This is a genomic window from Dorea sp. AM58-8, assembly GCF_003464045.1.
In the GTDB taxonomy this organism is placed as follows: domain Bacteria; phylum Bacillota; class Clostridia; order Lachnospirales; family Lachnospiraceae; genus Claveliimonas; species Claveliimonas ammoniilytica.
On the sequence record NZ_QSDM01000012.1, the window covers coordinates 84,837 to 106,011 of the forward strand.

Here is a 21,175-nt window from a genome sequence, read left to right on the forward strand (position 1 = left end):
ACGTTCCGATAATCCTATCTGTACATATATCCTTAGGTCTCTGCTATAGTCCTGTCAGCTTGGATGTGCCTGTAACACAACATGGTCGTTCGTAGGGTCAATTTCTACTGAACCACACTGACTGCGCTTTAACGCACCCATACATTTCTATATGGTCTTCTTTTAGAACCGTACATTCGCAGTTTTCGTCAGTTTACTCGCCAAAGTAAACATTCTAACCATAGATATTTTATAGATCCTAGACCTATAGGTAGCGCACCCCACCTCTGGGGCGTTTTCGAGAATCTTTTGGCAGATTCCTACGACTACTCTCGGTCGTTGTCACGGAGCTTCTCACCCCAGCCATTACAGCTGACGCAAGTCCGTCAAGGATAGACGTTTCAGGGCGTTACCCCATCATTCCACCTATCGGATTACCAGTTCACAGACTGGTTATTATTTAATAAACCAACACTGTGCGCAGACTTTTTACCGCCTGCGAACGTGTCGCACTCACCCAAAAATCTTCGGAAGCTTTTTCCCCTTCGCCTTTGGTATTCACAATGATTGTTGTCACCAGCTTCAGGATATCTTTTTCAGACCGTATATAAGCAAATGGATTGTAATGAAGCGATTTGGAAAAATTGATGGTATTCAGAACCTTAATCACATATGGCTCATGAACCACTTTTCCAGATTTATCTTTCATAATATTTCCATTCTTATCTTTCTTAGGCGGTCCCTTTGCTAACATCTTCCCGCACTCTTCGATCAGAGTACCTTTCGGATCTGTAATGACCATGGAACAATTCATCTGCATGACCGACGGCTTTACAAAAAATCGTGTCTTTCCGGAACCACTGCCACCGATGACCACGATATTTTTATTTCTCGCATACTTCGGCTGCTTTGGTCTGCTCTCCATAGTCAGTGCTTCTGTTGCTGTCAACGGAATATTCATCCAGGGATCATCTGACATATAAGGCTTGATATCCTCTGCAGTTCCCCATCTGGCTGAACCATACTCGATTCCTTTCCGAAGTTTCTTTGCATCTGACTGTTTCTGCCAAACTAATAGTTTCAAAACAACTGCGACAGTAACTCCAACCAATAGATCTCTCAGGTCAAAACTCAACAGAATCCCTGTAAAAATCCGATCTGCATGTTCCATCGCATATAACAGTTTGTTCCCTATATCTTCTCCGGGACTGCTCCTGTATAGGCAGGATGCTCGATCCGCATAAAAAGCGGTCAGAACATAGGGAAGATTCGTAAGAACCAGTTTCTTTTTATCCAGGGCGGACAGCCTGACCCCAGCTTTATTCTTCCACTTCTGCATCAGATTATTGCCGTTTTGTTTCTTCATCGGCTCTGTTCCTGATGTCGGCTCTTTACTTTGTCCTTCGTCTTCTTTGGCATCATTGCCCGGTAAGCTGCAAGACGCTTATGAATGGAAGGTTTATTCGCTTTTTGAATCTGTTTCTGGGAAAACTCACGGAAAGCAGCATTGAGGGCATCCTGATCACGTCCCTTGAAAAATACCAGATAAACCGGCGGCTCTTTGCTCTTGTCTTTTTTCAGAGCATAATTGATCCCATATTTTCTGGCATACCGTTCAAAGGACTTGATATTTTTGTCCGTGATCTCGATATTGACCATCCCGGCATTCTGTTTTGCCAGCTCTTTTACCGTGACCTTTCCCTGTTTCGGCTGATTTTTCTGTGCTTTCTTCTCTACTGATTTCTGCTTCTGATGACGCAGATACGCAACAAGAACCTTTTTCAACAGGTCTGCCGTAATCTTAGTAGCCCGAATACAGAACGTGACCGTTTTCTGAGTTACCTCTTCCTGCATGACTTTTCCCTCCTTTCAGCGATTCAACTGCTGTCCAAATCTGTAATCATGGCAATCACCCCCTTTAATGAAAAAAGACAGATTAACCGGTAATCAGGTTCTGCACCTGTACGAGTTTTTCTGTCCCTTCTTCTTTTCTCTTATCTTCTCCACCACAATAGATGGGAACACACATTTCAAGTATTCTACTGTAAATACGCTGATGGGCAGTATCCAAATCTGTGGACTTCATTTCATTCAGTCCCAGATTCGTTGTTATGATCAGCGGAAGCATTTTACAATAGCGGCTGTCTATCACATTATAGACCTGCTCCAAAGCAAACTCGGAATTTCGTTCTATTCCCAAGTCATCAATAATCAGCAGCGGATAATCCACAAGATTTTGTATAATCTGGTTCTTATCTGCCTGATAGCTGGTCATTTCATTTAAAATCCTGGAAAAGTTTGTCATCATGACACGTTCTCCCTGTTCCAAAAGTGCATTTGCAATACAGCCTGCAAAAAAGCTCTTCCCGGTTCCAACCGGTCCCATCAAAAGCAATCCTACATTTTTTCTCTTCATATCTGTCCAGTTTTCTACATACTGCCTGGCGATTAGTATCTTCTGGTTGCTTCCATTGTCATTTTCAAATTTCCATTCCCAGAATCTTCTTTCCCGAAGTCCGACGGATTTTCTCTGATAAAGCTGCCGCTGTTCTTCTTCCCGCTGCATCTTCTCATCCAGTTCCTGCCTGGCTTTTACCTCGCATTCGCACAAACAGGACACTACATGCTCAAAACCCATCAGACTGACTTTCATCTGTTTTCTTTTTCCACAGGTGCCACAATGAAGACATCCCTCTTCGTCCAGATAATCTGCTGTTACTTTGTTTTCCATCACAGGCTTTCTCCTTCCTGAAATTCATATTTATCCATTCCTATCCTGGTTCCATCCCTTTCTGCCCAAAGACAGATTGTTGCAAAATGGTTTTGATACTCTTTTCCACTGGATTTCATATAAACAGAAAGATGATCAATCCGTTTCTGGTAATCCCATGGAAATAGCGTCATCAACTCCTGCAGTTCAGCTTCCGACAGAACAACATTTTTAAATCTACCATATTGACTGAATTTTTCTTCCAAAGCGGGTGTATTGCCCTTACTCTTATCAGTATGATTCTTTTCAGTCTTATTTATCTTAGTATTACTTCCATCCAGATTCTTGCAGTCCGGACTTCTATTTTTTTGCGTTCCGGACTTCCAGTTTCTTGCAATCCGGATTTCCAATTCTTTGCAGTCTGGATTTCCAGTTTCTGGCATTCCAGAAACAAAGTATCTTACTGGCTTTCCTCTACTCCGTTTTACAAAATTTTTCACATATATGACAGAGGGACGATTATTCCCCTGCCGATACCGCTCGATCAATCCAATCCCATGCACACTATCCAGCTCATATAGAAGCTTTGTCACTGTCGTATGCGACATTCGCAACAGCTCCTGCAATTCTGCGATCGTGTAAATGATATAGACATAACCCTCACTGTCAATCCAGCCATTTTTCTTGGACAGGCTGATTCGATCAAGCAGAATTCCATAAAGGAGCTTTGCGTCTGTGGACAGGCTTGCAAACTCTTTTTCTGTGAACAGAGCTTTTGGTATCCGAAAAAAAGAAAACTGGTCAGATTCTTCTGCTCTGAAATATTCAAAATCTGCCATAATATTTTCCTACTCTTCTACATCAAAATCACAATTTGCTGCACTGCCTGTACCATGGCACATCTCATCAAATACAAAATTGAATGATTGAATCATTTCGTCCAAATAATAATTTCTGGCCTTCTTGTTACAAGCATACATATCACCAATAAAGCCTTCATCATTCCCCATCGCATGAACAAGGGTTTCCAGGACCTTCATAAACTTCTTTTTTGAACAGCTTTCATACTGTCTGTTCACATATTTCTGGATATCTAACACACGAGCAGGATTATTTTCATTTTCCTCCAGAATTCCAAATGCAAGATCCATACCAAACTCATATCCATCAGCCTTAATTTGATCAATATCCATCTCTCCAAGCTCATCCTGGTATCCTCGCTTTTCCATTGCAGTTAAAGACGTTTCATATTGATCAATATATCCCATATCCGCAATAGTTTCAAAAATATCTCTGGATGCTTTCACCATCTTATCCATAATAATTTCTCTTTCAGCCAGCGGCATATTTGCCATGATAGTATCTAATGTCATCATTGATTCTTCCTCCATCTCATTTTCATAAATACCATTGATATAAAAGTGGTTCGCCTTTCCATTGTTTGGAATGATACGCACCAGTTTACCAACCTGAACCAGTTCCTGTACTGCCTGATCTACTCCATACCGAGTCGTATTCAGGTCTTTCTTTATTTCACTTTTGGGATAGATAACAAACAGATTCCCGTTATGATCTACCCAGCCATTTTGCACCGCAAATTTCAAACGATCCAGAAATAAGCTGTATAGAATCTTTGCTGTATTTGACAGATTTTTGTATTTTTCCATCTGAAACAGCACCTTTGGCACCTGCAGACAATCTACCGGCATATACTCCATCTTACTCATTGATTGTTTCCTCCTTCTGTTTGTACAGCACTTCGGCTGAATTAATATTGATTTCCAGCATCCCTACAAACACCTGATAGTACAGCAGGCATATCTGTTCATCCTCTCTTGCCAGATACAATCCTTCCAGTTCATTGGACGGATGTTTCATTCCGTATACTGCCTGACAGATATCATGGATTTTCTCACATTCCACACTTCTAAGATGCATCTCCAAGGTGTGATTAAATCTCTGCCAGTCCTCCAGTTTCTGATTTACTGCCATCATGCACTGGAACAGTTCCGCTGCTTCACATGCTGCTGACAGCACTACATTTTTGTTGTTGATACTTCCATCGGCATTTTTCATATGCCCTACCATATACGCCTGATCTACTGAAACCATCTTTTATCCTCCTCTATCTAAACGGCATTTCTTCTTCCATACCCTCTGGGATCTCTAAGAACCCTTCCGCATCTTCTGGAAACGGTGGTCTGTCAACCATTTTTGCACCTGCGAATTCAATCCGGTTTGCATACACTTCGGTGGTATAGATCTTTTTCCCAGTATCCTTATCTTCATAATTACCTGTGACAATCTCGCCTTCCACCATGACCTTCGTTCCCTGCATCAGATAATCTCTGGCAAATTCTGCTTTCTTTGCAAAAGCCTTTACCGGAATGAAACTGACTTCATCGGAATAATTTCTTCTGACTGCCAGAACAAACTTGGCAATCTTATGAAGTCCTTTTTCATTCTCCACTTCGTTGTATCCGGGATTTCTTACTAATCGCCCGGAAATAACTGTTGTATTCATTGGCTTACCCCTCCTATGCTTTCATTGATTTGTAACAGATACCGATACATGGTCCACATTTTCCATAGGCACATCCGTAACATTCATCTTTTTCCAACTCTTCCTGCTTCATTTCATCGGCAAACATTCCTAACAGTGTTGTGTAAATCTTTTTCATTGCCAGGAATTTTTCTTCTGCTTTTTCCATCTTCTCTTTGTAAAATGGGATCAGTTCACGAAGAACTGGATGGAAACGTTCATTTTCATCATCCCAGGCACAGGTTTTCATCATACAGCGTGGCTGTTTCTCATAATTGCCCAGATAATATGGGCAGAACGTACAGCCTCTTTCTTTAACAATTGCCACCGGAATCACTGGCATCTGACTTTTGATTTCCTTTGTTACATGCTTACTTTCAATTCGCTCTCTCATCTTAAAAATCCTCCAAGAATATATATATTTGCAAAAGGGAATTCCCCTGAATTGCCTGTTTTTAAGCACAAAAAAAGAGGCAGACTTACGATTTTTATTTTCGCAAGCCTGCCTCTTATCAATCTAATATTCTATTTTCCAATGACATACCGTATAAACACGTATATCGCTCTGATCACATACACTGGAATCATGATGCTTCCAATCAATGCTCCAATAATGACACTTAATGCAGCCATCCCAAGTGTTGCTGTGGTATCCATTCCTCTCGGAATTAGAATCAACCGCATTTTATGTATTCCAAATGGAAGTCCGGCAATAAATACCCACCAGAACCAATCCGTCTGCCCACTGACCTTCATAATTGTTTTTGTCATCCAAAACCAGAATACCATAAATGCCAGTGGCAGAATTGATTTTTTAATTACATCTTCAATCGTCATCTTTTTTTCTCCCTCTGTCTGATTCCTTCCGCCACCTCCCGATTAAGGTTTGCCAGTATTTCTCTAACCACAGGAGAATCCAATCGAAAGGTTTCCAGATCTTTCTCCGTAAGCTCCCTTCCGTTCGCATCATATCTTCGTACAATTTTTAAAGCCATACTTTCACTTCCTTCCTGCTGATAATCCTAATGTTTTCAACAAATGTTTAAATTTCTCTCTTTTTATCCGTTTAACACGTATCTTTTCTATCTTTTCAGATAGACTTGTATTCTACTTGCCATATCTTCATTGTTCATTCTTTACCCTCTCTTTCTGCCCACGATGCCAGAAGCATAAATATAATTTCTTCCATCTGAGTCTTTGTATATGTCTCTGGAAAATATTGTTTCAATTTCTTCGCCGGAATCTGCACCTGAACTTTTTCAATACTTTCATTCATGCAAATCTGGTCAATCTCTGAATACGTCAACATCCGTTCTTTTGAAATCTGTTTCAATTCCTTTGCCTGCTTCATGGACGGTACTATATTGTGATTATGCATATACTGAAGTAATATCTGCTGCTCTTCAGTTCTCAAATAGGAAACTTCAACAGCTGTATTAAAGGGAAGCTTCTTCTCGTCTGCCAATTCTAAAAACTCTGCGATCAACTCTGTCAGATGAATATATCGAAGAATCTGTCTGGAACTATCTCCTGTATTCTGACTGACTTCTTCCGCCGCTAACTTCTTGCCAACTTGGCAAGAAGTTAAATCAGACCGTTTCCCCTGACGCTTTAACGCCTCATATTTCATTTTATAAGCGAATGCCTTTTCGCTGATTAGTAGCTCTTCTCGCTGAATGTTGGAATCTACCATGATCACCGTCGCTTCGTCATCTGTAATATCTTTGATGATAACCGGCATTTTCTCTAATCCTGCAAGTTCACATGCTCGTTTTCGCCGATGACCAGCTACAAGCTCATAACCACCGGACTCTCTCAACCGCACAATACCGGGAACCAACACGCCATATTGTGTAATGCTTTCAGACAATTCCTCCATTTTCTTATCATCTTTTACTTGAAATGGGTGATTTGGAAACGGATGAAGGCTTCCTATTGCTATCTCACTGATTCCATTGGTTGTCTCTTCGCTTGTTCCAAACAACGCATCAAGCGGCTGTAAGGAAATGGGTGTTGCTCTTTTTTTAGATGGCATCTTTCAGCACCTCCTCCGTCACTCTCCGATAAGCTTCTGTAGCTTTGCCTTTCGGATCATAAGAGAAAATACTCTGTCCTTCTCTGACTGCCTCCTTCATTCTTACGGAAAATGGAATATAATTATCAAAGATATTAATTTGACTTCCATATACATTTCTGAGAAGTTCCATATTATTCCTGGCATCATTCGTATGAGCATCCACCATCGTAAACAGAATTCCACCGACTTGCAGCTTCGGATTGATTTGCTTACGGACCTTACCGATCGTTTTTAATAACTGCTGCAATCCTTTGATTGGCAGGTAAGACGCTTCAACCGGAATTAGTACTTCATCTGATGCAGCCAGTGCATTGATTGTGATCATTCCCAATGATGGCATACAATCAATGATAATTGCATCATATTGATCCTTGATACCATATAAAATCTGTTTCAATACATATTCCCTGCTCATTGCATTTACCAACTGTACTTCCGTACCTGCCAGTCCAATGTTAGAACAGATAATGTCTATTCCTTCTGCCTGATGCCTGATATAACAGTCTGAAGGAATATCTTCATCTTTCATTACTGTATCCATAAGAGCTGTAAGTGTTTCATTACTTTCATCACAATCACGATATCCAAATCCTGCGGATACATCAGACTGTGGATCTGCATCTACAATCAACACTTTCATATTCTTTTGTGCCAATCCTACTGCTAAATTAGCTGTACATGCGGATTTTCCCGTTCCCCCTTTTTGGTTTACAATAGAAATAATTCTAGCCATTTTTTCATCACCTTTCAATCAATAAAAATGACCGAATCAGCTAAACAGATTTTCATCCATTACGAGCTAATTCGGTCCTGTTTTTCGCTATTAAATTGTAATATCACCACTTTCGTGATACAGTAAAAGCATCTCAGATAAAAGCGGAAATTTTCTTTCATCTGAATAAGTTTTTTATAAAAGGTAGGCCTTTCCTTCATAAATTTGTTGATTCGTTGCAAGTTTTTTTCAGGACCAAATCGACTCAACCCCTTGTATTTACTGGGTTTCCGTTGATTTAGTCTTATTTTATCATCATCATCTCCAATCCGACAGCCTGTTGTCACAGCAAATTTCAGAACATTGATGTGTATGTAGGAAGAAGCAAATGTAAAAAATTTCTCCTGTTCTTCTCTTGTTAATACACGTCTTTCTTTTTTCACTTCTTTTGGCACTTCCACGCCGATACAGGGATTTTTTCTGATGTATTCACTCAATACTGCTTTATCAAACATATCACTTAACATAAATCTGATATTCGATACTGTTCCATGTGCAAGACCGCTGTCTATCAAGTCATTTAAAAACTTCTGAACGTGATATGTTTTAATGTCCTGCAAATACATCTTTCCGATAGAGTTCTTCACTCTTGAATTGTAGTAACTGTGGTTTTTATATATCGTAGTCATTTTAACTGTTTTCTTCTTATACAACTCTGTCCACGTTACATACCATGCGTTTAAAGTGATACTTTCGCCATTGCCATTCAAACCATGTTCATCTTCATAAACCGCTTCTCGCAACTTCCGTTTTAATTCATTCAGTTTAAAATCATAAAGCGTTTTACGTTTCCCTGTTTTACTTGTAAATCTTGCAATATAGCGTCCGTCTGCTCTCTGTGAAATTCCCTTACCGAGTTCTTTGCCTTTTAAATCTTTACCCATACCAACTTTCCTTTCTTCTACTGAAAGAAATATGGTAAAGTAAATATTTCAATTTTCATTATATCGACACCCCATTTTCTTTTCAAGCCCTTTTGCATTGATATTCTAGCCATTCATCAAGTAATTTCTTATTTGCATACAGCCGATTACCAATGCGTACTGTAAATCTATTTTTCGGATTGTTCAACAGTTCTCTTGCCTTTGTTTTCCCAATCCCCATATACTCACAAAATTCATTTATATTTAGTAATGCTTTATCGATACGATTACCCCCTTTCGCCTAATTTTCTTGCTTTTATGTAATCATCATACAACTGCTTCTGTGTGATATTCATTTCTCCATTTTTTACAAGATTACCGATATAATCTCTCTGCTCTATCTTCCCAACCTCTGCAAACAGTTTCAAAGACGGGGCAACATACTTTTCTAACCACTCCCACACCTTTTGCAAACTTTTCTTCTGTGGCTGTATGGTAAGTTTCACCTTGCCTATATCTTTCATCAGTTCCGCCCACGCTTGATAGGTTGGATAAAGTCTTTTTCGTGTTGTCATGCTATCTGTCGGCTTTTCTAAAAATCGTATTTTGCTGTTCAATATTTCCATTGCCAGTCCTGCCACATCTCTATATTTCAATAATTCCTGTACTACACTTACTGCCATTTCCTGCCGAAATCTCAATTCATATCTGTTCCAATTTTCATCTAATTCTGTTCCATACTTTTTATTCTGTTCATATCCCTTTTCATAAAATACCAATCTCAAATTACTGGCTGAACTGCAAGATAAAGACTACCACCTTTACTCTGAAACACTTCTTCTTTCAGTTCTCCCGAGTCGTGAAAATCTATCTCCCGTAACTTTGAAGAAAGTAATCCCTCTTTTGTCCGTACAATCAAATCGGGAATACTCAAATACGGTTTTCTATCATCTATCGCCAAATCAATCCGAGGAACATTGATATGATACTGACAAACTCTGTTTAAGAAATCAAACCATGTTTCCTCATTGAGTTGTAAAAAATTCTCATAGTTGCGACAGCCTTTCCCACTCATCAAAATCTGAAAGCCTTGATACTGTGCATTTCCTGTCGGCTTTAGCACCTTGATATTATCGAAGATTGCCACAACCTCATGCCCTGCAATCCCTTTTTCATAGCCTGTTACCGTCATAAGTTCCAAAGGTATTCTCAGCACATCTTCTATAACTGCTTCTAACGGAACTTCCTTAATGGTTATCTGACACCAGTCTATCAAGCACTTAATTCTTCTTTCTGCCGTATTACTCCCCTGTTAGTGTAGGGGAGTTCTGGAAGAAAACTTCCGCTTCTTTCTTCCAAATTTATCAAACCTCCTTATCTGCAACGGCGTTGCCATTGCCCTGCCCTCAACCTGCCGTTTGGTACGTCAGAACGAGGACAGGAACTTTGACCGCCTACATATTTTTGTTTGGAACAGGGCGGATACCCTTACAGGTAATCTTCTCCACTAATACAGGGAAATTTCCTCTCTGCACATAAGGGGCATAAACTGGTTCTTCCAGTTCCACCACAGCATAAGGCTCAATCTTCGGAAGTTCCGTTGCTTCCAAGCGAATATCCACGCTGTTTCCAAGTTTCATGCTTCCAAGATGAAGTTTTAAGGCTTCCACTTCCTCTGTTTTCTTCTTACTGTCTTTATCATAGCGGTAACAGTTATCCGCACCCATAAAGCGAAGTTCTCCAAATGCTTCTTTTACCTGTTCTTTTGTCAATGTAATCTGCATACACATTCCTTTCTCCCCGTTGAACCGATAGGTCAGTTTCTCATATTTTCATTTTCCTATTACGACGCCGTTCATTGTTCAGTTTTTTCTGAACTTAATTGTATATTAGCACAGGCATATTCGTTTTGCAATAGAAAGTTTAGTTTTTTATAAACTTTTTGTTTTCTTTTTTCTGAACTTGTGGTATAGTGTCCTTAGACGATAAGATATGAGAAGTTATAACGAGATATGGAAAGAGAGGGTTTTTCAGATGAATACAATCGCAGAACGGATTAAATTTGCCATGAGAGCAAAAAATAAAAAACAGGTGGACATAGTCAAAGATACAGGTATCAGCAAAGGGGCGTTCAGTTCCTATCTTTCTGGACAATACAATCCAAAAGCCGATAAAATGGAATTGATTGCCGACTCCTTAGATGTAGACTTGCGGTGGCTTTACGGAGAAAATGTACCTATGGAACATACAAGTAAGAATAACAATGCCCTGCAATATGTCTTTTATAACAACTCCTGCTCCGAGTATCTTCTTGATAATTTAGACGATATCTATATTGCCATGATGACCCAATATGCCGCCCTTATTCCACGCTTTTATGTTCTTGTCAATCGTGCTGGAAATGCAATGCACCTATTACCTTTATTTTTGAAAGAAGATAGTTCCGAGTTCTACGAATGTCCGTCTGATTTCTTCTATTCCGACAGGCATACTATTTTTACAAGAGATTTTGAAAGTATTCACATGGTATTAACAACCGCCACGATTTACTATTACGGAATTGATACAAAAACTTATGAACCGAAAGTTACCAAACTTGCCTACTCACAGACTGACGATTGCTTTTATATTGACAATGAAGTACATGATTGTCATATCAAAGCATTTGAAAAAGAAGTGGTAAAAGAAGCACTTTACTTAAAACACAACGCCCAGTAACAGACAAGAGGACTTGCAAGGTTTCTGACCTTTCAAGTCCTCTGCTGTATCATGGTTCTGTTGGCTGTGTCCGTTCCGTCAAGGACTGCCCTACGGCGTATCGGCTACGCCTTGTTCCTTGACCTCACTACATTTCTCTCAACTTTTTAGAAACTATGAAATTACAAAGAAATGCTACCGCTACAATAATAAAGCAAATGATTGTACACCATACAGGTACTCTCATATCTAATTGCACTCGTAACAAAATCGTGATTGCTAAAAATACAGCTCCCACAATTTGTATAAAGTCTAATATCTTTTTTTGAAGTGTCTGTAAATGCTTCTTGTCTTTTATTCTTTCAGATTTCCATATTCCATAATTTACTTGCATATCATTTACATCTTCATCTGATATAAGTTCATCCATACTTACATCTAGTTCTAATGCCAGTTTTTTTGCCGTAATCAAATCTGGACATCTTGAACCATTTTCCCAACGACAAACTGTCTGCCTTGAAACATATAACTTATCTGCCAGTTGTTGCTGAGTGAGATTTTTTTCTTCTCTGAATTTTTTGATGTTATCATTTAATGCCATACTCCATACCTCTCTTTCATTCACATCATATAGCGATAGACCCTAAAATAAAAGTACCAGTATGTATTTCCTTTGTTTCCATTTTGGTAACATCTGTTTATTCCAAGTTTTCTACACCATAATACCGATATATCGCTGAACCAATGTATTTTGTAACCCCTTTTCCGTACTGTTTATCTGTGGCTTCTTCCAACTGAGAATGATTCAAATAATCTTTAGCCATTTCTAATAATAATACTCTTACATTATCCATTTTAAAAAGATTTTTACAACTTTTCCCCAATCTTTTTACTGCTTTCATTGACATATCTTTCATCGTAAACCGTTACGCTACTAAAGAGTCAAGATGTTTTTTCTATTTTATCACAAATTCAATAAAACTGCCCCTAATTTTACAAATAAGAAATGACGCAGATAATGTTTCCACTACCTACGCCATTTCTCATTACATCTTTGAAATATTTACTCCATTTTCTTTCAATCTTTACTCCAATTTTACTCCATTTTAAAAATCTGTTACGATATTTTACGGTATTCTATGATACCTTTCCCTTGAAGAAAAATGTCTGCAAGCCTTGATTTTAAGCGAACTTTTCAATATTCCCAAGCACTTTATTCTGTTGTGAGATTTTCTCTCAAATTATTTCATTACAATATTTATAATTTTCTTTGGTACGTAGATTTCTTTGATTACGTTGCCTGTGAGTTTATCTGCGATTGCAGCTTTTCCGGCTTCTAATGCTTCTTCTTTGGTTGCATCAGCTGAGATCTCGATTACGGCTTTGGTCTTTCCGTTGATCTGTACCGGTACTTTGATCTCGTCGTCTTTCATGGCTTCTTTATCGTATACTGGCCATCCGGCTTTGAATACGCTCTCTGTATGTCCCAGTTCTTCCCACAGCTCTTCTGCGATATGTGGTGCGAACGGTGACAACAGTACTGCCATGGTGGACAGTGTCTCTTTGTCGATTCCGCCTTCTTTCTTAGCGATCTCGATGAGCTTGTTGTTATGCTCCATGAATGCTGAGATTACTGTGTTCAGGCTGAAGCTTTCGAGACGCGTGGTTACATCGTAGATCAGTCTGTGACGCTCTTTGATCATCTCTTTACTTGCTTTCACGTCTGCATCTTTGCTGTCCATCACCAGATTCCATACACGCTTCAGGAAACGGTTAACTCCGTCGATTCCGCGGTCATCCCACTCTGCGTCTAACTCCGGCGGTCCTACAAAGAGTTCGTACATTCTCAGAGAATCGCATCCGTAATCTCTTACCAGATCATCCGGTGATACAACATTGCCTTTTGACTTACTCATCTTGATACCGTTCTTACCTGTGATCATTCCCTGGTTGAACAGCTTGTGGAATGGCTCATCAAAGTCAATTACTCCGATATCATATAAGAACTTGGTATAGAAACGTGAATACAGCAGGTGAAGTACGGCATGCTCTACACCACCGATATACATATCTACCGGAAGCATCTCATCTGCTTTCTCTCTGGATACCAGTTCTTTGTCATTATGATTATCCACATAGCGCAGGAAATACCATGATGATCCTGCCCACTGTGGCATAGTGTTGGTCTCACGCTTAGCGTCTGCTCCACACTGTGGGCACTTACAGTTCACCCACTCATCAATTGCTGCAAGCGGTGACTCTCCGGTACCTGTCGGCTCGTAAGACTCTACCTCTGGCAGGCGAAGCGGCAACTCTTCTTCCGGTACCGGTACGTTGCCACATTTCGGACAGTGTACGATCGGAATTGGCTCGCCCCAGTATCTCTGACGAGAGAATACCCAGTCACGCAGCTTGTAATTCACAGTTGCACGTCCAATACCTCTCTCTTCGATAATGTGTGGCGCTTCTTTCTTAAGTACAGAAGATTCCATACCATTCCATTCACCGGAATTGATCATGGTTCCGACAGCTTCTGTGTATGCCTCTGTCATATTTTCAATCTCTTTACCGTCTTTTGCGATAACCTGAATGATCGGAATGTTGAACTTGGTTGCAAATTCAAAGTCACGGTCATCATGAGCCGGTACACACATGATAGCTCCTGTACCGTAATCAGCCAGTACATAGTCTGACAGCCAGATCGGTACCTTTGCTCCATTCAGCGGATTGGTTGCATAGCTTCCTGTAAATACACCTGTCTTTTCCTTATCCTGCATACGGTCTACGTTAGACTTCATAGATGCATCGTAGATATACTGCTCTACTGCTTCTCTTGTCTCGTCTGTAGCCAGGCTCTTAGCAAGCTCATGCTCCGGTGCAAGTACCATAAATGTAGCACCATAAAGTGTATCCGGACGGGTTGTGTATACTGTAATCTTCTCATCTCTTCCTTCTACCGGGAAGTCTACCTCTGCACCATATGACTTACCGATCCAGTCAGTCTGCATCTTCTTAACCTTCTCCGGCCAGTCAAGCTTATCCAGATCGTTCAGAAGTCTGTCAGCGTACTTAGTGATTCTGAGCATCCACTGACGCAGATTCTTCTTCGTAACCTCAGCGCCGCAACGCTCACATTTGCCACCTACTACTTCTTCGTTAGCCAGACCTGTCTTACATGAAGGACACCAGTTGATTGGGAATTCCTTCTCATATGCAAGACCTTCTTTGAACATCTTTACGAAGATCCACTGTGTCCATTTGTAGAAGTTAGGATCTGTAGTATTAACCTCTCTGTCCCAGTCATATAACGCAGCGATCTCATTGATCTGACGCTTAATATTCTTTACATTCTGTGCTGTGGAAATCTCCGGATGAACGCCCATCTTGATCGCATAGTTCTCAGCCGGAAGTCCAAATGCATCCCATCCCATCGGGTGAATGATATAATAACCCTGCTGCAGCTTGTAACGGCTCCATACATCAGAAATAACATATCCTCTCCAGTGTCCTACATGAAGTCCATTTCCTGACGGATACGGGAACATGTCCAGACAGTAATATTTCTGTTTTTTATTTCCATTCTCATCAAACTGAACATTAACCGGATTCTTTTCCCAGTTTTCTCTCCATTTCTTCTCGATTGCCTTGTGATTGTAAACAATCTTCTGTGCCATAACTTTCCTTCCTTTCATATCGCAGATATCGGCGCAAATTCGCTGATACTGATATATTCTTTAATAAAAGCCCCTCCATCCCGAAAGAGACGAAAAGGCCTGTTTATGCACCTCAACTCAGTTTCTCACATATACTAAATAATTATAAGAAGAAACAGACTATAAGTCAAGAATTTTCACCCCTTGTAATTGACTGATAATTAATTCTTTTTTTAGTCTTTTTAGGTTGTCCGACAGTACTATTTCGTGTATAATTAACTTATAAGATTTGAGCGAACATCGAGACTCAAAAATATCTACATAAAGGAGTTGTTTCCCATGGTAAATTTATTAGCAGGCCCAAAAGGCAGCGGAAAAACACAGAAGATGATGGAGCTCGCTAACGAGCAGGTAAAAGCATGCAAGGGTAATCTTGTATTTTTAAAGAACAGCCACCGCGACACCAGAGGTGTTGGATTTGATATCCGTGTCGTATGTATGGATGATTATCCGGCTATCAATAATGCTGACGAATACATCGGTTTCTTATATGGTATGTACAGCAGTAATCTTGATCTGGAATGCGTATTCATCGACGGACTGATGAAGCACACCGGAATTAATCTGGAAGATGTCCCTGGATTTATTACACGACTGAAACAGCTCTCTGCTGAATGTGGAATCGACTTCTATGTAAGCCTCAGTGCTGAAAAAGACAGCCTGACAGGTGATGCTTATGAAGGATGCACATTCCTGAATTAATCCAATTGAATATGTTGATATGAATAACAAAAGGGCGTGTGAAAAAGCGAGAGTTTTTGCGGCACCCTCCGTAAGGAAGGTGCCCCAAGCAGGCTCTTGTAGCTCAATTAAATTTGTTTCTTTGAAACGGTGTAACCCCTGTGGTTACGCCGTTTTCTCTTTGTTACGCTGGGCGAGGTGCTGCTGGAAGGCTTCTTCCATCTCCTCCGGGGTCAGCTCGTGGAGGATGCCCACGCTGCTGTAATAGATGTCCAGAAGCTGCACTCGCTTGCCGTCAATCGTTTTCGGTGCATAGACCACGATTTTGTCCACGAACTCGTGAATCAGCTCCCGGCGCTTTGCCGCCAGCTGCTTTTTCTTGTCCTCCGTGTAGCAATCCATCTGCTTGCGGGCAATTTCTGCCGATATTGCTCCAATGCTCCGTAGGTGTGGACACTTTTGCCGCTTTCAAGCGTTTTGCAATCTGCGTCGGTCCAAGACCGTCCACACACCAAGCAAAGATTTGGCGCACAGTCTTGGTTGCTTCCTCATCCACGATCCAGCCGTTTTTGTTTTCCGGGTCTTTCAGATACCCATAGGGCGGATTGGTGGTCAGCGGTGCGCCGGACATTCCTTTGCTCTTGAACACATTTCGCACCTTCTAGCTGGTGTTCTTGGCGTGCCACTCATTGAATAAGTCCTGCATCGGAACAAAGTCGCTGATTCCCTTGGCGGTGTCAATGTTGTCCATAATTGCGATGTAACGGACGCCTAGGCTGTCAAAGCCCTCTTCCAGAAGCTGTCCTACAATGAGGCGGTTACGCCCCAAGCGGGAGTGATCCTTGACGATCAGGCGTACTCTAATACGCACTTTTTCTTCTTTCATTTAGATCATCTCCTTCGTAAAATTGGGGTATTTAGGGGCGTGCCCCTGAGTGAAGTCCGCAGGCTGCAAGGTTGCGGATTTGGATTGTGGGGTCACAATCCGATGCTCGCTATCCCTGTAGACAATAGTTTTATTTTTGTCGTTCTCTCCGAATGTCGTTTTTCTGTGCCTGCCCCGGAATCTCACCGCAGCGTCGCTCCGCTTACTCCCTTTCGGGAAGTTGTGGCAGAGTCATATCCCATTCGGACGGTCATTCAGTTTTCAATTTGCCCCTCAATAAGTAGACAGCGAGAAGGGCCGGAAATTAACCCCCTCAATAATCAACTGGGAACTTTTTTGCCGTTTGAACAAAAGAATTTTTGTAAACTTTTTGTGAACGGCTGCTATAACGATAAAAAGAGCCGGTACACAGCACATCAAATCAGCGGGAGATAATCTCTCGCTATATCTTTGATGAAACTATGTACCGGCTCTGAAATTCAGAAACCTTCAATGTCTGCTTTTTCCGACCCACAGGCAGTCACTACACTGGAACGGTGCAGCCACAATCTCTTTCGGCGGCTGCCTTGTGTTTCACTCAGATATTCAATTGTGGTTCTCTAATGAGATTATATATTGCAGCATATAGAACGCTTGTTTGTCAAGCAATTTTAACATACTGTTATAGGAAAAGCGGCCGTCATTTCCGACAGCCGCCTTTTGCTTGATTATTCAACTTTATTTTACACTGCGTCTTTTCTTTCTGCCGTAAACAGTTGTTACGACAACTGCGCCGCCACTGGCAAGCAACAGTGCAATCCACAATGTGAGATTGCTATTGTCTCCGGTCTGAGGCGAGGTAGTTGCATTGCTGCTCGGTTTATTGTTATTACCGGTGCTACCGCCAGTGCTTGTATTGTTATCACTCGGAAGCTTTGCCGTTACAGTTTGCTCCTTGGCAATTTCCTGTGTTGCTTTGGCATCCTTGTAATATTTGCCGCAGCCTTCGCAATACCAGTATTCGATATTGCCTTCAGAAGTCTTGGTTGCCGCTTTTGCTTCAATGTGCTTCAAGTCGGTATGGTTATCCGGTGCAATGCTTATTTTTTCGCTCACGACTTTTCCGCACTTATAGCAGGTACGAAGAACCTCCCCTTCTTTGGAGCAGGTAGCATTTTCCTTAATGACATCAAATTCCGGATTATAATCGTGAGTTTCGTGATAGCAGGCTTTAAAGGTGATATTCAAGTCCTTTGTAACATTCGGAATAGAAAATACAACAGGTTTTCCGTATCCATCAAAGGAATAAGTGAAATCTGTCCCCAGTTTCAAGCCTTTTCCGTCTTTACCTTCAACGAACAATTCATTAAAGGTAAGCCCCCATTGCTCCGTGCCAACATAATATTTTTCACTGGCAAGGTAAAGATTAATACTGAAATCCTCGCCTTTTTTCAGCTTGTAGGTCGTATCCTTCAACGGAGCAAACCCTGTCGTATCCGCAAAGGTTATAAGGCAAAATGTGGCTTCCTTTTCAAAGGCAGCATAAAATGTCTTGTTTTCCGTTACCGGTCCCAACGAAGAAAGCGCATACGGTGAATTCTTATTTGCTGACCATCCGACAAAAGTATAGATATAATCTTCGTCTTTGATGACAGGTTTGTTACCTTGGAATGTAATCTCTGTTCCATAATAGCCTTTATAGCTATACAGAGTTTCGCTTCCATCGTATGATTTAAAAGCAATATCGTATTGATTTCTTGTGTAGTAAAGGGACAATTGCAGCTTACCGTCTCCCGTTATTGTACCACTATCAGATGATTTCGTACTATCATACGAAAAACCATCTTTAATATATGCGGAGGAAGGTACAGTTGCTGTTGTATCTGTCTCACCGGCTTCAGTTTTTGTTATGTCCGGCACTTCCTTATATTGCCCATTTACATCCATATAATAGATGTTTACTGTGTAGGGTGTATTACCATTTGCTTTCCATTTTGCTGTATAGGATTGATTCCCAACAGTTCCTTTTGTAATCGTGACGGTAGGATATACATCCGATGTACCGCCTACTCCCCAACCGATAAAATCGTACCCCGGTTTTGTTGGAGTAGGTAGTGTGAAATCGTCGCTTTCAATGCTGAAAAGGGAGTATAATACGCCATCACCCTGTTTAATTTCAGGTGATGTTATATCATCAGAAAATACTCCGCCATCCAGATAATAATACACATATTGCTGTTTTGGCTGCCAGTGCGCAGTCAATGTTATATTGGATTGCCATTCTGTCATAATATCCAGATATTTTGACGGCGTTTGACTGCTATCTTTATCACAAGTCCAACCAATGAAATCGTAGTTTTCCCGCTCCAGATTGTTGTTCAACGTATCAAATGGTTCGTCAAATCCGATCTTATAGTACGGTGTTGCATCGTTTGTCTTGTAATAGTATGAGTAAATACTTTCATCAGGCGTGTTTTTCCAGCTTCCACCATTTAAATCATAAGTAATAGTATACTTAGTTGATGTTGAGGGAGTGGATTCTCCCTCTTTTACAACTGTTCCATCACCGGAGGACTTTTCTTTCAAAGCGCCGATAAGCCTATCCGGCACACCGTTTCCACACACAATTTTTCCGGTATTCACTACACCGGAAACGTTAAAATTACTAATATCGGATAGATATAATGTGCCGGTGTTAACAAAAGAATCTTCCAAGCCCAAGTTGTAACAGCCACTGATTCTTGCAGTTCCGTTATTTTGGAAGGAGCAACCGGAACTGACACCAAATGTTGAATTGGAACCGGTAAATGTAAATTCACTGTTATTTACAAAGCTTGCCTGATAACCAAGTGTAAAGCCATTTGAAATATTAACTGTCCCATTGTTTGTGAAGGTTTCATTCCCATACCAGCACCACATTTCAAATGAAGTATCTGTGTATGTTTCGCCGGAATTGATTGTTTTGCCATAATAGAGCGTCGATGCACTCACCGAAATTGGCAGAGCCGTAAAGATCATCAACATTACCATTATGAACAGTAGTATTCTTTTTCTCATAAAAGCCTCCTGTGTTTTATTTTTTTAGAATAATTGTTGTAGCCCGTATCATCCCTTCCTTTTTGCAAGCTGCATCAGTCCTTTTTTCGCCGCCTCGATCTGCGGCAGGAACAGCGCACGCTCGTTAAAAATCATATAGTTGTTCAGCGCCAGAATAGACAGGTGGACATACGGTTCTACTTCCTCTGCGGTGCAGCCGAGAATCTCGGCAATTTTTCTCGTATAATAAGGATAGCGACCTGCAAGCTGTACAAGGTATGGCTTGACTTTGTTTCCGTATTCCTGCGACACACATACGCTGACCAGAAAACGCATGACCGGGGACAGTTCATCCGCCAGTGCGCCGAGATGGTTCATCATATTGGCAACATCCTTAATATCTTCAAGGGCAATGCTGAACGCACCCTGCTCAATGCGAGAAATTGCTTCTTCGGTACATGCCAGAACCATTTCTTCTTTTGTATCGAAGTAATAATAGATACCACCGTTTTGCAGATTGTTTGCATTGCAAAGATCTGTGGTGGTCGTTACCGTCAACCCTTTTTCAACAAAACAGTCAAGGCATATACCGATGATTTTCTTCGTCCTCTCAGCCTTCTTTGATGTTTTCAAGACAAAAAAACTCCTTTCCCACCGAATATAATCTATCATGATATATTATAGTATACTCCCTCTCCTTGATAAATCAAGTACTTTCTTGAAAAATACAAATTCCATACAAAATCTATTGAGTTTCTTCAACTGTACACAAAACTTTATGACTTCTTGAATACTTCCCGAAAAAGAAAAGCCGCCGTCGCTTGACAGCAGCCTTTCCGATTGTTTGTTATGCGTAAATCAAATCGTTTGAAACAACCTCCATAGCGGTGTTGCGGATGCTGTTCATCTTCTGTACCCACAGCATTAGGTGTTCTGCTTTGAGTGCTTCCGTTACGCCCTCCTTTTCGGCAAGTTGTTTTACCAGCCAAGAAAACATTTCCTCTGCCTGCTCGTTTATATCGGCAAGGTAATCGTTCAGCTTGCCGCTTATCAGCAGTTCGGAATAGAGTCCCTTGCGGTGCTGTTTCAGATACCGCAAATGCCGCTGTCCCCACATGCCGATATGCCTTGATTCTTCTTTAGGCAGTTTCAGGCAGGGAAGATAGTAATCGCCCTGCAATTCATACCAAAGTCCGTTTTTCTCGTCATAAATATACTTATCCATTTTGTAATCCTCCAA

27 protein-coding genes and 1 pseudogene are annotated in these 21,175 nt (G+C 40.9%); 2 read left to right on the plus strand and 26 right to left on the minus strand.

Annotation, left to right across the window (positions count from 1 at the left end; translation table 11 throughout):
* Window positions 1-481: 481 nt before the first annotated feature.
* The 17 genes and pseudogenes from DXA18_RS10025 to DXA18_RS10095 all read right to left on the minus strand — a co-directional run.
* Window positions 482-1,345 (minus strand): annotated as a pseudogene (locus DXA18_RS10025) (type IV secretory system conjugative DNA transfer family protein); the annotation flags it as partial.
* Window positions 1,342-1,833, minus strand: coding sequence for a PcfB family protein (locus tag DXA18_RS10030; RefSeq protein ID WP_024720793.1), 492 nt, complete (start codon window positions 1,831-1,833; stop codon window positions 1,342-1,344). The pseudogene DXA18_RS10025 and the gene DXA18_RS10030, both read right to left, overlap by 4 nt.
* Window positions 1,834-1,915: 82 nt before the next feature.
* Complete coding sequence (locus DXA18_RS10035; protein WP_024720794.1) at window positions 1,916-2,710, minus strand: ATP-binding protein; 795 nt, start codon at window positions 2,708-2,710, stop codon at window positions 1,916-1,918.
* On the minus strand, window positions 2,710-3,528 hold the full coding sequence (locus DXA18_RS10040) for a replication initiator protein A (protein WP_024720795.1): 819 nt from the start codon (window positions 3,526-3,528) through the stop codon (window positions 2,710-2,712). Before DXA18_RS10040 ends, DXA18_RS10035 begins: the two co-directional genes overlap by 1 nt.
* Before the next feature lie 9 nt (window positions 3,529-3,537).
* The gene (locus tag DXA18_RS10045; RefSeq protein ID WP_024728267.1) at window positions 3,538-4,416 is read right to left on the minus strand and encodes a replication initiator protein A; all 879 of its coding nucleotides are present in this window, start codon (window positions 4,414-4,416) and stop codon (window positions 3,538-3,540) included.
* Window positions 4,409-4,801 (minus strand): hypothetical protein, encoded by a 393-nt coding sequence (locus DXA18_RS10050; protein ID WP_008688048.1) that lies wholly within the window; start codon window positions 4,799-4,801, stop codon window positions 4,409-4,411. The genes DXA18_RS10045 and DXA18_RS10050 overlap by 8 nt, the downstream gene beginning before the upstream one ends.
* Before the next feature lie 13 nt (window positions 4,802-4,814).
* Window positions 4,815-5,213 carry a single-stranded DNA-binding protein gene (locus tag DXA18_RS10055; RefSeq protein WP_005344165.1) on the minus strand — a complete coding sequence of 133 codons (399 nt, stop codon included), beginning with the start codon at window positions 5,211-5,213 and terminating at the stop codon, window positions 4,815-4,817.
* 13 nt (window positions 5,214-5,226) lie between these two features.
* The gene (locus tag DXA18_RS10060; protein WP_008688044.1) at window positions 5,227-5,625 is read right to left on the minus strand and encodes a hypothetical protein; all 399 of its coding nucleotides are present in this window, start codon (window positions 5,623-5,625) and stop codon (window positions 5,227-5,229) included.
* 131 nt (window positions 5,626-5,756) lie between these two features.
* Window positions 5,757-6,068, minus strand: coding sequence for a DUF6050 family protein (locus tag DXA18_RS10065; protein ID WP_022068206.1), 312 nt, complete (start codon window positions 6,066-6,068; stop codon window positions 5,757-5,759).
* A complete protein-coding gene (locus DXA18_RS15835) occupies window positions 6,065-6,226 on the minus strand; it encodes a hypothetical protein (RefSeq protein ID WP_164468309.1) in 162 nt (53 codons plus the stop codon). The genes DXA18_RS10065 and DXA18_RS15835 overlap by 4 nt, the downstream gene beginning before the upstream one ends.
* Before the next feature lie 134 nt (window positions 6,227-6,360).
* Window positions 6,361-7,266, minus strand: coding sequence for a ParB/RepB/Spo0J family partition protein (locus DXA18_RS10070; protein ID WP_024720797.1), 906 nt, complete (start codon window positions 7,264-7,266; stop codon window positions 6,361-6,363).
* Window positions 7,256-8,041 carry a ParA family protein gene (locus tag DXA18_RS10075; RefSeq protein ID WP_024720798.1) on the minus strand — a complete coding sequence of 262 codons (786 nt, stop codon included), beginning with the start codon at window positions 8,039-8,041 and terminating at the stop codon, window positions 7,256-7,258. Before DXA18_RS10075 ends, DXA18_RS10070 begins: the two co-directional genes overlap by 11 nt.
* A gap of 59 nt (window positions 8,042-8,100) precedes the next feature.
* Window positions 8,101-8,964, minus strand: a complete 864-nt coding sequence (locus DXA18_RS10080) for an integrase DNA-binding domain-containing protein (RefSeq protein WP_243007094.1) — start codon at window positions 8,962-8,964, stop codon at window positions 8,101-8,103.
* Window positions 8,965-9,046: 82 nt separating this feature from the next.
* Window positions 9,047-9,226, minus strand: a complete 180-nt coding sequence (locus tag DXA18_RS17430; protein WP_081021280.1) for an excisionase — start codon at window positions 9,224-9,226, stop codon at window positions 9,047-9,049.
* A 4-nt stretch (window positions 9,227-9,230) separates the two neighbouring features.
* Complete coding sequence (locus tag DXA18_RS17625; protein WP_330424529.1) at window positions 9,231-9,728, minus strand: replication initiation factor domain-containing protein; 498 nt, start codon at window positions 9,726-9,728, stop codon at window positions 9,231-9,233.
* Complete coding sequence (locus tag DXA18_RS17630) at window positions 9,725-10,219, minus strand: replication initiation factor domain-containing protein (protein ID WP_330424530.1); 495 nt, start codon at window positions 10,217-10,219, stop codon at window positions 9,725-9,727. Before DXA18_RS17630 ends, DXA18_RS17625 begins: the two co-directional genes overlap by 4 nt.
* Before the next feature lie 178 nt (window positions 10,220-10,397).
* Entirely contained in the window at window positions 10,398-10,727 is a 330-nt protein-coding gene (locus tag DXA18_RS10095; RefSeq protein ID WP_004613680.1) for a hypothetical protein, read from the minus strand.
* 250 nt (window positions 10,728-10,977) lie between these two features.
* On the opposite strand from DXA18_RS10095, the gene DXA18_RS10100 reads away from it, so the two are divergent.
* Window positions 10,978-11,661, plus strand: a complete 684-nt coding sequence (locus tag DXA18_RS10100) for a helix-turn-helix domain-containing protein (protein WP_025482937.1) — start codon at window positions 10,978-10,980, stop codon at window positions 11,659-11,661.
* Window positions 11,662-11,788: 127 nt separating this feature from the next.
* On the opposite strand, the gene DXA18_RS10105 is transcribed toward DXA18_RS10100, so the two are convergent.
* The 3 genes from DXA18_RS10105 to leuS all read right to left on the minus strand — a co-directional run bounded on the left by DXA18_RS10105 (window position 11,789) and on the right by leuS (window position 15,314).
* Window positions 11,789-12,241, minus strand: coding sequence for a helix-turn-helix domain-containing protein (locus DXA18_RS10105; RefSeq protein ID WP_117494170.1), 453 nt, complete (start codon window positions 12,239-12,241; stop codon window positions 11,789-11,791).
* Between the two features lie 97 nt (window positions 12,242-12,338).
* Complete coding sequence (locus DXA18_RS10110; RefSeq protein WP_243007095.1) at window positions 12,339-12,542, minus strand: hypothetical protein; 204 nt, start codon at window positions 12,540-12,542, stop codon at window positions 12,339-12,341.
* Between the two features lie 339 nt (window positions 12,543-12,881).
* Window positions 12,882-15,314 (minus strand): leucine--tRNA ligase, encoded by a 2,433-nt coding sequence (leuS, locus tag DXA18_RS10115; RefSeq protein ID WP_118383794.1) that lies wholly within the window; start codon window positions 15,312-15,314, stop codon window positions 12,882-12,884.
* 318 nt (window positions 15,315-15,632) lie between these two features.
* Here leuS and DXA18_RS10120 point away from each other — a divergent pair, with 318 nt between their 5' ends.
* A complete protein-coding gene (locus DXA18_RS10120) occupies window positions 15,633-16,055 on the plus strand; it encodes a hypothetical protein (protein WP_118383795.1) in 423 nt (140 codons plus the stop codon).
* A 144-nt stretch (window positions 16,056-16,199) separates the two neighbouring features.
* Here DXA18_RS10120 and DXA18_RS10125 read toward each other — a convergent pair whose 3' ends face one another.
* The 6 genes from DXA18_RS10125 to DXA18_RS10150 all read right to left on the minus strand — a co-directional run bounded on the left by DXA18_RS10125 (window position 16,200) and on the right by DXA18_RS10150 (window position 21,160).
* Window positions 16,200-16,367, minus strand: coding sequence for a DUF4368 domain-containing protein (locus tag DXA18_RS10125; protein ID WP_199665569.1), 168 nt, complete (start codon window positions 16,365-16,367; stop codon window positions 16,200-16,202).
* A complete protein-coding gene (locus DXA18_RS10130; protein WP_118383797.1) occupies window positions 16,330-16,683 on the minus strand; it encodes a recombinase family protein in 354 nt (117 codons plus the stop codon). Before DXA18_RS10130 ends, DXA18_RS10125 begins: the two co-directional genes overlap by 38 nt.
* 12 nt (window positions 16,684-16,695) lie before the next feature.
* On the minus strand, window positions 16,696-16,920 hold the full coding sequence (locus DXA18_RS10135; RefSeq protein ID WP_118383798.1) for a hypothetical protein: 225 nt from the start codon (window positions 16,918-16,920) through the stop codon (window positions 16,696-16,698).
* 717 nt (window positions 16,921-17,637) lie between these two features.
* Window positions 17,638-19,956 carry an InlB B-repeat-containing protein gene (locus DXA18_RS10140; protein ID WP_118383799.1) on the minus strand — a complete coding sequence of 773 codons (2,319 nt, stop codon included), beginning with the start codon at window positions 19,954-19,956 and terminating at the stop codon, window positions 17,638-17,640.
* A gap of 48 nt (window positions 19,957-20,004) precedes the next feature.
* A complete protein-coding gene (locus DXA18_RS10145) occupies window positions 20,005-20,568 on the minus strand; it encodes a TetR/AcrR family transcriptional regulator (RefSeq protein ID WP_158567117.1) in 564 nt (187 codons plus the stop codon).
* Window positions 20,569-20,782: 214 nt separating this feature from the next.
* Complete coding sequence (locus DXA18_RS10150; RefSeq protein ID WP_118383801.1) at window positions 20,783-21,160, minus strand: TnpV protein; 378 nt, start codon at window positions 21,158-21,160, stop codon at window positions 20,783-20,785.
* Window positions 21,161-21,175: the final 15 nt, after the last annotated feature.

Coding starts and splice junctions, on each gene's coding strand:
- DXA18_RS10035 (WP_024720794.1), bottom strand. CDS start 2,710: ATGGAAAACAAAGTAACAGCAGATTATCTGGACGAAGAGGGATGTCTT.
- DXA18_RS10100 (WP_025482937.1), top strand. CDS start 10,978: ATGAATACAATCGCAGAACGGATTAAATTTGCCATGAGAGCAAAAAAT.
- DXA18_RS10065 (WP_022068206.1), bottom strand. CDS start 6,068: ATGACGATTGAAGATGTAATTAAAAAATCAATTCTGCCACTGGCATTT.
- DXA18_RS10135 (WP_118383798.1), bottom strand. CDS start 16,920: ATGAAAGAAGAAAAAGTGCGTATTAGAGTACGCCTGATCGTCAAGGAT.
- DXA18_RS10150 (WP_118383801.1), bottom strand. CDS start 21,160: ATGGATAAGTATATTTATGACGAGAAAAACGGACTTTGGTATGAATTG.
- DXA18_RS15835 (WP_164468309.1), bottom strand. CDS start 6,226: ATGGCTTTAAAAATTGTACGAAGATATGATGCGAACGGAAGGGAGCTT.
- DXA18_RS10050 (WP_008688048.1), bottom strand. CDS start 4,801: ATGGTTTCAGTAGATCAGGCGTATATGGTAGGGCATATGAAAAATGCC.
- DXA18_RS10120 (WP_118383795.1), top strand. CDS start 15,633: ATGGTAAATTTATTAGCAGGCCCAAAAGGCAGCGGAAAAACACAGAAG.
- DXA18_RS10075 (WP_024720798.1), bottom strand. CDS start 8,041: ATGGCTAGAATTATTTCTATTGTAAACCAAAAAGGGGGAACGGGAAAA.
- leuS (WP_118383794.1), bottom strand. CDS start 15,314: ATGGCACAGAAGATTGTTTACAATCACAAGGCAATCGAGAAGAAATGG.
- DXA18_RS10070 (WP_024720797.1), bottom strand. CDS start 7,266: ATGCCATCTAAAAAAAGAGCAACACCCATTTCCTTACAGCCGCTTGAT.
- DXA18_RS10140 (WP_118383799.1), bottom strand. CDS start 19,956: ATGAGAAAAAGAATACTACTGTTCATAATGGTAATGTTGATGATCTTT.
- DXA18_RS10030 (WP_024720793.1), bottom strand. CDS start 1,833: ATGCAGGAAGAGGTAACTCAGAAAACGGTCACGTTCTGTATTCGGGCT.
- DXA18_RS10055 (WP_005344165.1), bottom strand. CDS start 5,213: ATGAATACAACAGTTATTTCCGGGCGATTAGTAAGAAATCCCGGATAC.
- DXA18_RS10080 (WP_243007094.1), bottom strand. CDS start 8,964: ATGGGTAAAGATTTAAAAGGCAAAGAACTCGGTAAGGGAATTTCACAG.
- DXA18_RS10095 (WP_004613680.1), bottom strand. CDS start 10,727: ATGCAGATTACATTGACAAAAGAACAGGTAAAAGAAGCATTTGGAGAA.
- DXA18_RS10105 (WP_117494170.1), bottom strand. CDS start 12,241: ATGGCATTAAATGATAACATCAAAAAATTCAGAGAAGAAAAAAATCTC.
- DXA18_RS10060 (WP_008688044.1), bottom strand. CDS start 5,625: ATGAGAGAGCGAATTGAAAGTAAGCATGTAACAAAGGAAATCAAAAGT.
- DXA18_RS10040 (WP_024720795.1), bottom strand. CDS start 3,528: ATGGCAGATTTTGAATATTTCAGAGCAGAAGAATCTGACCAGTTTTCT.
- DXA18_RS10110 (WP_243007095.1), bottom strand. CDS start 12,542: ATGAAAGCAGTAAAAAGATTGGGGAAAAGTTGTAAAAATCTTTTTAAA.
- DXA18_RS10045 (WP_024728267.1), bottom strand. CDS start 4,416: ATGAGTAAGATGGAGTATATGCCGGTAGATTGTCTGCAGGTGCCAAAG.